10 protein-coding genes are annotated in these 13,225 nt (G+C 41.9%); 5 read left to right on the forward strand and 5 right to left on the reverse strand.

Features of this window, described 5'->3' with window-relative positions; all coding sequences use genetic code 11:
- Position 1: 1 nt before the first annotated feature.
- The 3 genes from NOS7524_RS25760 to hetF all read right to left on the reverse strand — a co-directional run bounded on the left by NOS7524_RS25760 (position 2) and on the right by hetF (position 4,604).
- Positions 2-457, reverse strand: coding sequence for a DUF2141 domain-containing protein (locus tag NOS7524_RS25760; RefSeq protein ID WP_015141418.1), 456 nt, complete (start codon positions 455-457; stop codon positions 2-4).
- An 83-nt stretch (positions 458-540) separates the two neighbouring features.
- A complete protein-coding gene (locus NOS7524_RS25765; RefSeq protein WP_041555966.1) occupies positions 541-1,896 on the reverse strand; it encodes an ATP-binding protein in 1,356 nt (451 codons plus the stop codon).
- Between the two features lie 203 nt (positions 1,897-2,099).
- A complete protein-coding gene (hetF, locus tag NOS7524_RS25770) occupies positions 2,100-4,604 on the reverse strand; it encodes a cell division protein HetF (protein ID WP_015141420.1) in 2,505 nt (834 codons plus the stop codon).
- Between the two features lie 2,260 nt (positions 4,605-6,864).
- Here hetF and NOS7524_RS25775 point away from each other — a divergent pair.
- A complete protein-coding gene (locus NOS7524_RS25775; RefSeq protein WP_015141421.1) occupies positions 6,865-7,185 on the forward strand; it encodes a hypothetical protein in 321 nt (106 codons plus the stop codon).
- A gap of 213 nt (positions 7,186-7,398) precedes the next feature.
- On the opposite strand, the gene NOS7524_RS25785 is transcribed toward NOS7524_RS25775, so the two are convergent.
- Both NOS7524_RS25785 and NOS7524_RS25790 read right to left on the reverse strand, forming a co-directional pair.
- Entirely contained in the window at positions 7,399-7,632 is a 234-nt protein-coding gene (locus NOS7524_RS25785; protein ID WP_015141422.1) for a hypothetical protein, read from the reverse strand.
- Positions 7,633-7,944: 312 nt separating this feature from the next.
- On the reverse strand, positions 7,945-9,795 hold the full coding sequence (locus NOS7524_RS25790; RefSeq protein WP_015141423.1) for a S8 family peptidase: 1,851 nt from the start codon (positions 9,793-9,795) through the stop codon (positions 7,945-7,947).
- A gap of 125 nt (positions 9,796-9,920) precedes the next feature.
- Here NOS7524_RS25790 and NOS7524_RS25795 point away from each other — a divergent pair, with 125 nt between their 5' ends.
- The 4 genes from NOS7524_RS25795 (at position 9,921) to NOS7524_RS25810 (ending at position 12,994) form a co-directional block, all read left to right on the forward strand.
- A complete protein-coding gene (locus NOS7524_RS25795) occupies positions 9,921-10,340 on the forward strand; it encodes a hypothetical protein (protein WP_015141424.1) in 420 nt (139 codons plus the stop codon).
- A 129-nt stretch (positions 10,341-10,469) separates the two neighbouring features.
- Positions 10,470-11,312 (forward strand): bifunctional hydroxymethylpyrimidine kinase/phosphomethylpyrimidine kinase, encoded by an 843-nt coding sequence (gene thiD, locus NOS7524_RS25800; protein WP_015141425.1) that lies wholly within the window; start codon positions 10,470-10,472, stop codon positions 11,310-11,312.
- 198 nt (positions 11,313-11,510) lie between these two features.
- A complete protein-coding gene (locus tag NOS7524_RS25805; protein WP_015141426.1) occupies positions 11,511-12,119 on the forward strand; it encodes a hypothetical protein in 609 nt (202 codons plus the stop codon).
- A gap of 536 nt (positions 12,120-12,655) precedes the next feature.
- Positions 12,656-12,994: a P-II family nitrogen regulator gene (locus tag NOS7524_RS25810; protein WP_015111218.1), complete on the forward strand. Its 339-nt coding sequence runs from the start codon at positions 12,656-12,658 to the stop codon at positions 12,992-12,994.
- Positions 12,995-13,225 lie beyond the last annotated feature (231 nt).

Genomic DNA, 13,225 nt, shown 5'->3' on the forward strand with positions numbered 1-13,225 from the left:
TCTATAAATATGTCATTTGAATTTGGATGTTGGTGTTGGGGCCAGCTACCAAAAAAGCTGTTTCACTAAATTTAGGTGCTTTCGTGCGAACTTCTGGATTTCTGGAAAAACCAAAGCCTTCTGTGGGCATACTGAGAGAATTACGATTCAAAGTGCGATCGCTATTTTCGTCATGAATCACAGCCACAGCGTAACTACCTGCTGGCAGATTTTCAAAGCTAACTTGCAGAGGAATTTCACTAATTTTAGTACATTGCTGCTTGAATACACGCTGGCGATCGCTAGGAAATCCTTGACTGCTAGCAAATAAATTGATGCAGACTTGCCCCTTTTGGTTGTTTAAACCATCAATGTTGACAGTCAGCTTACCTTGAAAATTAGCCTTAGCACTTGACGACCATGCCAAATTTCCTACGGTTGCCAGCAACATCATGCTAACTGTGACTTGTTTAATCATAAGATTTCTGAATAAAACAAATATTTTTTGAGCGTGTAGACTTATCCTGACACGATTCAGTCGATACACGCAAGCTGATGGTATTAATTAGAAGTAAATGGTCTGATAGGAATTTGCATGATAAATTCAGCCCCTTGTCCTAGACTCGATAAACAAGACAACTGTCCACCGTGTTTTTCTACAATAATTTGATGACAGATAGACAGCCCCAATCCCGTACCTTTACCTACAGGTTTAGTAGTAAAAAATGGGTCAAATAATCGCTGTTTAACAGTTTCTGGCATACCAGGGCCATTATCAGCGATGCGAATGATAATTTGTTGATTATTAGTAATTGCAGTCCGAATCCGAATTTGGGGAGTGTTCCCCATTCCCTCCTCTAACGCATCAATTGCATTTGCCAACAGATTCATAAATACTTGATTGAGCAAGCCAGGGTAACAATCTACAGGGGGAAGTTCGCCGTATTCTTTAAGAATGCTAATATTTTGACGATTTTTGTGATTTTTAAGCCTGCTTTGTAATATGAGCAAGGCACTGTCAATACCTTCATGAATATCAACTGTTTTTTTGTCAGATTCATCTAGGCGAGAAAAATTTCTCAAGGAGCGAACAATCTGCTCAATGCGCCCGCAACCAGTTCGCATAGAAGTTAAAAGCTCAGGTAGATCGTCTGTGATAAATTCTAGTTCACTTTGAGCGATCGCATTTTTAATCTCTGCTACAGGTTGGGGATAGTGCTGGCGATACAAACTAATCAAAGCGAGTAAATCATGAATATAGCTAGTAGCATGAACAAGATTCCCCGCAATAAAGTTGATGGGGTTGTTAACTTCATGGGCAATACCCGCTACCAACTGACCTAACGCCGCCATTTTCTCATTTTGTAATAGTCGGCTATAGTTCTTCTTTAAGTCCCGAAAACCAGCTTTAGCTAATTGGGATTGTTCCTCTACGCGCTGTAATTGAGCCAAGGTGAGAGCATGAATCTGAGCATTAGCTAAAAGTAATTGCTGGCAATCAAGTATTCCATACTTACCAGATTGAGATTTGACCAGAATAGGCTCATAAACGAGTTCGGGTGATCGCCCTAATGCTAACTGATTTGCTTCTACAATCAGCATATCTCCAGAAAGTATGCACATTTCTGTCTCCAAAAAGTTATAGAGACTTTCAATTGGACGCATTGAAAACAACCCAAGACTGTAGGGGCGGCTCATATGCTCAAAAAATCTCCGCCGTGAAACCATTCCCACAAATTGCTGATTTTTAGTCAAGATAATCCCAGGTAATAAAGGCTCTTGCTCAAATAAACTCATCAGTTTATTGCCTGGAAGATATTGCTCAATTTGAGCTTCCCATACTGGTAATTCTTGCAAGGTCGAATCTAATTGCAAGCTGAAATCATCAGCATTAGTCATGCTACGGGTAGCGAGCATCATGACAATTTTTTGCCCTCTAGATGTTATGGCTATTAATTTCTCTGTGACAAAATACCGCTTTAATTTCCAGCCAAATTACTAAAACTAGCAGTATTGCTATAGTTAGTATTCCCAAAATGTTTTTACAAAACTTAACTATAACCAGTCTTCACTCAAACTTCATACTGGGTAATATTTTCAATCTGGACTTTATTGTCATGCTATCTGCCTGACTGTCTGGTGCTGTTTTCCTGAAGGAGCGATCGCCAATCTGCTAAAATTTCTTCTGTCCACAGCCAATTATTGCTTAATTTATTCACTTGGAAATTGATAGGATCAGAGTTAAGAACTGTTTGTCTTAACTTGACGGCTGTATTAATATATTCAGTTTGTTTATTGCCAGTCAAACCCTGTGCAGATTTATATAGTCCGAGAGCCAAACCCGCATAGGGCGTTAACGCTTCAGGAGGTACTTCTGCATTGACAGATATTGCTGTGGTAGCAGTTTTATTTTGCCTTTGGAGTGCTAAATCTAACGCCCTAAACCAAGAGTCATTAGCTCGATTTAAATTACCTTCAGCATAGTTGGCAAATCCTAAAGCATTATTATATAAAATTGAGTCTGGGTTAGCTTTGACAGCATTTTCCCAGTAACGGCGAGCATCATCAATACTATATTTTAGATCTCCCGTTTGGATCGACTGCCAAACTAATCGCCCTTTGAGAAAGTTGACAGATGCTGTCTGCGCTTGCTCTGGCGGAATCACATTCAGGGCTGTTTGAGCAGCAGTTAACACATTACGATTCAGTAATTCTTCTACAGCTTCTAACCCCCCTTCTAAATCACCTTGATTTAACTTGTCTGTGGCAATGGTTGTAACCATTGCTGTAGTCATTTGTCGGATATCCGTAGGAACTGGGTTAGACTGAGGTAACTGTTGGCTTGGGAGGGGTGGAATATCTGGTAATCTTGGTATCTGACGACTTTGCGACCACCAAGTAAAAGCTATCACCATAGCGATCGCACTAGCCCCAATCATACCTAAAATCGACCATTGTTGACGACGCAGCCGCGCTCTTGAGGATAAGACACGCAAATTTTGCCAAGGTTCTGGCAAGTTTTGGGGAGTTTCCTCTGTCTGTGCCGCAACTACCCTTGGTAGGTCTGTTTCTCTTGATGTAGGAGCTAGCGGTCTGTCTAAAAGACTATCATCTTGCTGTTGTTGTCTAACTTCTTCTGGTAGTAATAGTTCTTCATCCTCAGTAGTTTGTTGATCTAATTGACGAAATATGTCTGAAACAAAAGCATAATCTTCTGCATAGGTAGGATCATCGTACTCAATTTCATCAACTAAATCGCCCCAGGTATCTTCCCCTAACCAATCTAATCCGGAACTATCATGGGCTAAACCAGAGGGAATCATCCCCTCAATGGGTAAAGATATTTCGGGATCATCAATCACATGAGAGTAAGTCGCTGTAGTATTGGAGGTTCCCGTCAGAGGGAGACTATACTCCTCTGGTGCATCGACACTTGCAGTAATAGCAGTTTTTGGGTACAGAAAACCGTCAAATTCTGGCTGGAGATACAAAATTGGTAACGCCCAATATAATTGGTGCGAACCATAGGCAGAAATTAATCCTTGACGTACCCGACTCACGCATAAATCAACGGGATATCCTTGACTGAGGTTACGGTAAAACAATTGTGTGAGTGTTAGGGCTACTTCATCAGGAATCCGTTCTGACATTGCCAAAACACTTTGAATCCCGCGTTTGACAAGGCTTTCTGTTAGGTTCCGTTCCCAGGAGTCTTTGGCATTATTTTCACTGGTGGCGGTGTACGTTCCCCAACAGGAGTTAAATACCGCCATTTGGATATTGTTATTGACTAGCAAACCTGCTAAATCATCACCACTGAGGGTTTCTGTTAAACCAGTTCTGCTACTAACTAAATAGATTTCACCCCCATTTGGTCCCAAATCACTGTGGCCAGAGTAATGTAGAACGTCATATCTTCCTTGTTCTAAAGTTTGAGTTAATTCTTCTCTACCTGGCTGGTCTAACAAGGTGAGTTCAATTTCTGGCAGATAATGAATACCATCTGAGGATCTTGGTAGCTGACGGTGTAGTTCAGCTTGTAGTTTGATAGATTCTTGTTTGAGTAAATCTAAACTAGCTTGATCTGAGGGGGATGCTAGTACCATTAAGACTTTAATTCTACCATCTTCCGCAATTTTCACTCTATTGCTTGAGGTTAAGCGAGAAGTTGGAGAAATACCGCTTTGATAACGAGACAGGGCAATATAGGGGCCTGTTGCTAGGGGGCGATCGCCTGCGTGCATCACTTCCCAAGGTAAACGTGCTAACCTATTATCCTTAAGACCCAAACGTAAACGCAGTACCTGCTGATGATTCTGGGCAATGCCTTGAGCCGTAATCCAACTATCTCTAAGAGTGCCTTGAAACAGTGCAAGATAAAGTTGCTGACCCAATGTTACCAAACTAACAGAGTTTTTGGCGATGGTACTAGAGGCGAACGCATCTCCCTGTAACACTGCCTTTAATGGATCGTTCATCAGATGCCCAGCAGCTGCTAACCAATCAGCCACAGGCCAAGTCACCAGTTCCTCCGCCAATGGCACCCCAGGCGCGACTTGTTCCGTCCGCACCAAGTAGTCATTCTGCCCTACTGGAGTCACGGAAATGTGAAATTCCTGGGTCACAACTTCTCCTGTTCGCCTCCTGAATCTAATTTGAAACGCGAAAGTTTCAATTCGATTTTTCGCCTCTTCTGATACTGTAGATGGATTCGACCACTGAATGTTTCTTTAAATTGAGTGATTTTGCTTCCTCTACTATTTACAACTTTATCCGGATTAGTTAGCATCCGCCCAGAATAGTTTATTGGTAGATGCACCTTGATCTTCAACTCCCCTGGTTGGCTAACACCTACCTGGGGTTTTTTCTATCATAGATATATCCATCTAGTACCGGGAAAGCTACAGTCAGCAATAAGCGTCAAGCTAGCTGTATACTATAATACTGCCACATATGTTATTTTTAGTGAATACACCCTGATAAATAACTTCCCTAGTTGGCTAAAACCTGACTAGGGGCTTTTTTTTCTATTCTGCAAAATTTATCCGGAAGATGGGGCGGAGATTAGGAACAATGAATTGGTAGATGCACCCTGATAACTAACTCCCCTGGCTGGCTGCCACCACCGGGGGTTTTTTATGTGCAGTTAACAGCAATGATCAATCTGCGAAATTATCCGGAAGATGCCACTGACAGTAGGAACAATGAATTGGTAGATGCACCCTGATAACTAACTCCCCTGGTTGGCTAACACCTGACTAGGGGCTTTTTTTATGTGCATTCGACGATAATAATCAATCTGCGAAATTATCCGGAAGATGCCACTGACAGTAGGAACAATGAATTGGTAGATGCACCCTGATAACTAACTCCCCTGGTTGGCTAACACCTGACTAGGGGCTTTTTTTATGTGCATTCGACGATAATAATCAATCTGCGAAATTATCCGGAAGATGCCACTGACAGTAGGAACAATGAATTGGTAGATGCACCCTGATAACTAACTCCCCTGGTTGGCTAACACCTGACTAGGGGCTTTTTTTATGTGCATTCGACGATAATAATCAATCTGCGAAATTATCCGGAAGATGCCACTGATAGTAGGAACAATGAATTGGTAGATGCACCCTGATAACTAACTCCCCTGGTTGGCTAACACCTGACTAGGGGCTTTTTTATGTGCATTCGACGGCAATAATCAATCTGCGAAATTATCCGGAAGATGCCACTGATAGTAGGAACAATGAATTGGTAGATGCACCCTGATAACTAACTCCCCTGGTTGGCTAACACCTGACTAGGGGCTTTTTTTATGTGCATTCGACGGCAATAATCAATCTGCGAAATTATCCGGAAGATGCCACTGATAGTAGGAACAATGAATTGGTAGATGCACCCTGATAAATAACTCCCCTGGTTGGCTAACACCTGACTAGGGGCTTTTTTTTATGTTTGACAACCAGTAACTCCATATATATGGAATGTACTGATTGTCTTGGAACAAAACTAATTATTTTGATGAATGAACCCTAATCAATAACTCCCCTAATTGGCTGCCACGGATAGGAGCTTTTTTTTCGTAGACAAAAAAGCAAATCCATTTGTGACAATTTCCTCCGGAACATACTATTGAATCTTGGAAAAGTTAATTGGTAGATGCACCCTAAATAATTGCCTCCCCTGGTTGGCTGCCACCACTAGGGGCTGTTTTTGAACATAAATTACAGATAACCTTACCATCAATTTATCCGGAAGACTGTAATTTGCAGTGGAACAATTAATTGGTAAATGCACCGTGATAACTAACTCCCACTTTTAGTTCATACTCATTGGAGTATTTGGGGATAAATCTTTAGTTTCTCTGCCCTGGTAATTGGTAGTTGCTTAGGGCTACATTCTAGCTCAAGATTGGAGTTATATTCTAGCCTAAATGTTTTGTTATTGCCGTGAATGTCACAGCTTTTTGACTAGATTTTCTTGAGTCTCAGGAATTATAACCTATTTTTTCACTTTGCAAGTGTAAATTTATCGCAGAGTCATTACATATATTTTGAATCAGTAATCAATAAAAGGTTCCCAAGGAGCTATTCTGATTACTTATTGTTTGTGCGATCGCCTAGTCATACAGCAAAAAATCTGATGTGGTGAATTATTTGCCGCTCCAGCATACCATGATTCTAGGCGATGACTATATATTAGTTTGCTGCTTATTGCCATTTTTGTGCAGAGAGAGCATATCTGAGTGTTTATGTGTTAATGTTGATTTTCTCAAAGTTTTAATTTTTTTCTAGAATCTTTACTTTTATACCCCTGATGGATTAATACCCCTAGCTTAACAGCTATGCTGAAGTATATCGGCTACATTACAAATATACATAGAGCTACATGAGTTTAGCTGTTATTAAATTTTCTTCCGAAGAGTGCGGCATCTGCCACAAAATGTCTTTTTATGACCAAAAGGTGGCTGAGGAACTGGGTTTGCAATTTATTGACGTAAAAATGCAGGATACGGCAACTTATCGCAAGTATCGCAAGATTCTACTCACCCAGTACCCTGATAAATCTCAGATGGGATGGCCTACCTATATCATTTGTGAGTCTCCTGAAGATGAATTTGAAATCATCGGCGAAGTCAAAGGAGGACATCCCAAAGGAGAATTTAGAACTCGTCTACAGCAAGTTCTTGATTCTGTAGCTAGTGCTTGAGGTTTGGGGACTGGGGTTTGGGGACTGGGGACTGGGGACTGGGGACTGGGGACTGGGGACTGGGGACTGGGGACTGGGGAGCAGGGAGAAAAGGGGAAATTTTTCACCCTGGCACTCTGCCCCCTGCTCCAGTTGCTTTTATCCAAATGCCCAATGACGGCAGTTGCTACAAGTCGGGAAACTCGCTCAACGCACTGCCTCCGCAATACTCTCCTAGTCAGAACTAATTACTTCAAAGGATTTTACTTCTAGGACAGGGCCAATCATGGCAATAGTCATGACATCTTCGCGCACCTGTCCTGTAACTTGGGCTTTTTGTCCAGCTTTGAGTAATTCTTTGTCTGCACCCTTGAGGATTTCGTAGGTTGTGCCGTCATCGGTGACTAATGCCCATGCGCCCATGCCAACTTGACGGCGTTCAATTGTACCTGTAAGTGTGATGCTCATAATTTTTAGTGCTGAGTGCTGAGTAGGAGGAGATGAGGAGGATAGGGGAGATGGGGAAGAAGAAAGGTAGACAAGATATAGTAATCCGGTTTGATTTCTGTATCCTTCACAAGAGGCGTAGCCAATTTACTTGCGTGGTGCGCTTCGCGCAGCGCAAGCGCGATAGGTAGGTGATAGGTGGCAGGGAAAAAAGATTATCAGTCGTACTGAATTTTTATGCGCCAGCGCAGGCTACGCCAAGAAAAATCAAATACGAGTCCTATATCATTTATTTTTAATACCTAATCCCCAATCCCCAGTCCCCAGTCCCCTTTATGCTGTTTGTCCTTCGTTTTTCAATGCTAAACGAGCTAGTCCATAACAGAGTAAGGCGTTGGCTATGAGGAATATCCTGGCTAAGTTCTCACTACCTAAACCCCAAACTGCTGGGTCTAAAACTGCACTGACTGTTAAGCAAGCGGCTACACCTAGGGTAGAACCAATGGCGAACCATTTCCAGTTGGGATGACCTAGTAATAATGCCATCAACACAATTGGAATTAATACACTAGCAAATATGGGATTTAAAGCACCAGTTCCTTGAATGGTGTTGCCTAATTCGGGAATGGAACTACCTAAAACGCGGAACGGCCATTGGGGTAAGTCAAATATATAGATGCCTTGGAGGAAGAATAACCCGGAACTGCCAAAAATTAAGCCGCTAGATAATGACCAACTCCAAGCGAAGGGGAAGTAAACCCGCAAAAACCACGCTAGCAGATAGGAACCAACTACCATCAATATCTTTGGTAACAGTGCCACTGCACCGCCATCTATCCAAAAACCAGGGTTGAGATAACCGTTATCGCGTAACCACCGGAAGAAATCTTGGAAACTGATTTGTCCGTCGGTGGCGAGTTTCACGGCTGCTTCGGCGTTGAGTTGTCCCGCACCGTAGTAGTTCAAGCTGTCATCTTTAATGACTCTGGCTGACTGCTTGAGAACTTTTAAAATTTCCTCTGGTTCTTGGATGCCTTTAGCTTTAACTAAAGCGGCTACACCGGCAACGTGAGGAGAAGCCATGCTTGTCCCTTGGAGTCCCAGAAATACACTTTCCCCTTCTTCGTTGATGGTTTCTTGTAGAATCGCCCCAGCATCAGTGCCACCAGGGGCGGAAATATCAACGCCAGCACCAAAGTTAGAATAGGGGGCTTTTTCTCCGTCGGGGCCAAAGGCAGAAACCCCAATAACGTAAGGGTAACGGGCGGGATAGGCGGCGGAGTTTTCGTTTTCGTTACCGGCTGCGGCAATGATGACTACACCTTTGCTGTGGGCATAGTCAATTGCTTGTTTGAGAAGTTGACTTTCACCGCCACCCCCTAAGCTCATATTAATTACATCTGCGCCTTTGTCAGCCGCAAATTTAATGGCTTCGGCAATATCAGCAACGGTTCCACCACCGTAGGCACTCAGCACTTTCAAAGGCATGAGTTTGGCTTCGTAGGCAATGCCTGCTACACCATATTTATTATTGGTGGCTTGGGCGATAGTACCGGCGACATGAGTACCGTGTCCGTTGTCATCGCTGGCTTCTTCTTTGTCGTTGACGAAATCGTAGCCTTTGACGAATTTTGTTTCGTATAAGTCCCGGACTTTGGTAACACCTGTGTCAATGACTGCGACTGTGACACCACTACCTTTAGTTTGACTCCATGCACTTTCAACGCCAATTTTGTGGAGATTCCACTGTTTGCTGTAATATTCGTCGTTGGGTGCAGTTAATGAGGGTTGTACCTCTTCGCTATCTTGGGGTCTTAAGAGTTCGCCTAGCCAAGTGGGTTTAGCTGCCGGCTCAATTAGTTTGTAGATATAATTCGGCTCGATAATTTCTGTAGCTTTAGCAAAGGGAGATTTCTTTAATTCTTTGAGGCGATCGCGATCGCCTTTGATAATATAAACATTGTCTTGTGCTGAGAATTTATTATCTAATTGAGGAGTAACGTTGTATTTTTGTGCGATCGCTTGTAAATCTTGTTTGATTACCTCTGCTGGAATATCTTCGCGGAAATCTAACAAAATTGTCTCGAATTCGCCCTTAGCTGCTAGTCCCTGAAAATTCAGGAACCCAAATACAGCCGATACTAACCCGATGACAAACAAGCACAATATTATAAGTTTTCTCATACCAACTCATCACCGCTTTTTGCCAGTTTGTTCACTACGATAACTTATCTGTGTCCCTAATTGGTGGACTTTGCAATTTAGTTAAACCTTTTTAGTTAAATCTTTGACTGAGGACTGTTTAAACAATGGAACGTGGTCTTTTCTGGTTGCCTTTGTTAATCATATTTTTTTGGTTGGCTTGGCAAGGCTCAAAGGAGTATCAAAAAGTTGAAGCTTATCGTACTTGGGCAGAGCAATTTGATCGGGCTAAATACGATATTTACGCGGTTTTAGGTCAAAAAAACAACGATATTACCTGGGGTAAACCCACAGCTAAAGGGCTAATTCAATTACAAACTTTTTCTTTGATTGATATTCAAGAAATCCAGCTTTTGGTAGATGGAAAAGCAGTTGACATTAACTTTTTACCTAATAAGGGTCGTTCTATAGAGCTAGAATTTATATTTCGTGAAACTGCTAATACAGTCAAAATCCCATTTACAGAAATCCCTTTAGCAGCAGAGTGGGGTAAATTTCTGCAAAAATTATTAGTCAATGGTCATTAGGAATTGGTCATTGAAAAGCATACTTTCCCTAGCTCCTAATCCCCAATCCTCAGTGATGCCCTGAGCTTGTCGAAGGGTTGAAGGGTTAAAGTGTCTCCAGTCCCCAGTCCCCAGTAACCTATTTTCAAAATGAATACTGAAACAATATTTAGGGTTCCGGTTGCATTAACAATTGCAGGTTCCGATAGTGGTGGTGGTGCAGGAATTCAAGCTGATTTACGCACATTTGCTTTTCACTGTGTCCACGGTGCTAGTGCTATCACCTGTGTCACTGCACAAAATACTCTAGGGGTGGCGCGAGTGGATGCTATGTCGTCAGAAGCTGTTGTAGCCCAAATACAAACCGTAGTTGAGGATATTGGGTTACAGGCGACGAAAACTGGTATGTTACTCAATCAGGAAATTATTGCGGCTGTTGCCCAGCAGGTAGAGGCTTTACAAATACATAACTTAGTTGTTGACCCGGTGATGGTATCACGTACAGGGGCGCAATTAATTGATGATGATGCCGTCAAGACACTCCGTGAGCAACTGATACCCAAGGCAGCTATTATTACACCAAATCGCTACGAAGCTCAGATTTTAAGTGGTTTACCAGTAAACTCTCTGGATGATATGAGGGCAGCCGCGCAAGTAATTCACCGCAATTTCAAAGCGAAGGTGGTTTTAGTGAAGGGTGGAGGAATGGTAGGAAATGCCCGTGGTGTTGATATTTGGTTTGATGGACAAAAGCTAGAAACATTAACTACACAGCAAGTAGACACTAAGAATACTCACGGTACTGGTTGTACTTTATCAGCTGCGATCGCTGCCAATCTAGCTAAAAGTGAAGATTTATGGCAATCTGTACAGCAAGCTAAGAAATATGTTACTACTGCACTCACTTACACATTAGATATCGGCAAAGGACAAGGCCCTGTAGGTCATTTTTTCCCATTACTGCAAAGTGAGGGAGTGGTGAGTGGAGAATAGGGAGTAGTAGAGATGGGGGAGATGGGGGAGAATTTTTGGCTACTGCCCAATGCTCAATACCTATTGCTTAAGAATGTAATTTTCAATATCTTTGCACTCCGAGCATTTTTCTATTATTCTTGGGCTAGTTTCAGTGCTGAATATCTTTTGATAACATTTCTGATACTCTAATTAATTTATTTTGATACCAACTAACCGATGCGAACAACCACAGGTTCTGTTCACGGCAATCCATCAAAACCACCATCTTCAACCCTTCCAACTTCTGTACCATTATACGTATATCGGGAATTAGCAACAGAATTAAAAGCAACACAGGCACAATTAGATGCGCTGAATGCAAAAAATCGACAACTAGCGCAAGAAAACCAACGACTGCGCCATGAAATTACTCAAGTTGTTCAGTCTTTTTTACACTTGCAAAAATTGGTGGATTACCAAACTACACCAAGTTCTTATTCATCTCCCACTTCCCACCCTGAAGTCAACGTTCCCAAAAACTATCAATCTACTCAAACACAACCACGTCCACAGGCTCATCGTTCCCGACAGCCTGTTGTCCCTGAACCACCAAACAGCAAAAGCCGTCATCCTGATTTCTCTGTCCCTTTAGTTGAAATCAGTTCTCCCATGCCAGAAACAGTATTAGTTGAAGAACAAGAAGTAGGTTACTATCCAACTGCTAAGTCACAAGCAAAAGAACTTAATGGTTGGTGGTTGGCACTTGGCATTTTGTTAATTATGTTAACAGCTTTTGGGGCTGGGTATTTAATTGTGCGTCCCCTATTTGCACATCAAAGCCGCTAATCAAGAAAAAGATATTAGACATAAACTTTAAACTTTTTGCTGCTCACTAATGTTATATTTATTTCTGCCATGTCGTAGTCTTTGGCACCATAACTAATGCTGGAATTTTTGCACTGGTGTTAATTCTTTAAAGCTAGTTGCTAATTTTCTGAGCATATCTAATCAAACTTGGCATTTATTAGTTTTGAGTTATCAAAGCTACATGAAAAAAGCAAATCTGATGACAGCAGTTTAATATCAAAATTTCTCAAATTAACCAATTAATCTATAGGTTCTACTGCTAATCTGATAAATGCTTATGTGGGTCAGATGCAGTTAAAAAAATTTGCAATTCCCACATCTGTCTTGAAAGTGCTGAGTGCTGAGTGATAAGTGCTGAGGAAGAAATTCTAGTCTCTAGCCTCTAGTCCCTAAACTCTCTGGTGAAACTCGTTTCATTGGGACTTTCTTGAAAATCAGGCGAATGGTGACAGTGTCAGACATTTGATCTGGTTAGATATATAAAACGAACCTACTAAAAATTAGGAGTCGATGACATGAAAAAAGTAGAAGCAATTATCCGTCCATTTAAGCTAGACGAAGTGAAAATCGCTTTAGTCAATGCTGGTATTGTGGGTATGACGGTTTCTGAAGTTCGGGGATTTGGACGGCAGAAAGGACAAACAGAACGCTATCGCGGTTCTGAGTACACTGTTGAGTTTCTACAAAAACTCAAGGTGGAAATTGTGGTTGAGGATAACCAAGTTGATATGGTGGTTGACAAAATCATCTCGGCTGCCCGTACCGGGGAAATCGGAGATGGTAAGATTTTTATCTCACCTGTAGAGCAAGTAGTGCGGATTCGCACAGGGGAAAAGAATACAGAAGCAGTGTAAGTGCTGTTAGAGTTGATTTGGAAAAAGTAGTTGGCTGTGATTTTAGGCTCTTATTGATCTCCACCAACTCCCCTTCAACCGGGGAAAATTAGATCAAAGTCTCCCTTCACAAAGGGGATTTAGGATCAAAGGCTCATTCATGAGTAGTTGATAACTATCATCACAAAAAAAGGGGCAGATAATCTACCCCTTTATCCAACCAGAAAATTTAAACTACTCTACAGCAGAACT

The sequence above is a fragment of the Nostoc sp. PCC 7524 genome (genome assembly GCF_000316645.1).
In the GTDB taxonomy this organism is placed as follows: domain Bacteria; phylum Cyanobacteriota; class Cyanobacteriia; order Cyanobacteriales; family Nostocaceae; genus Trichormus.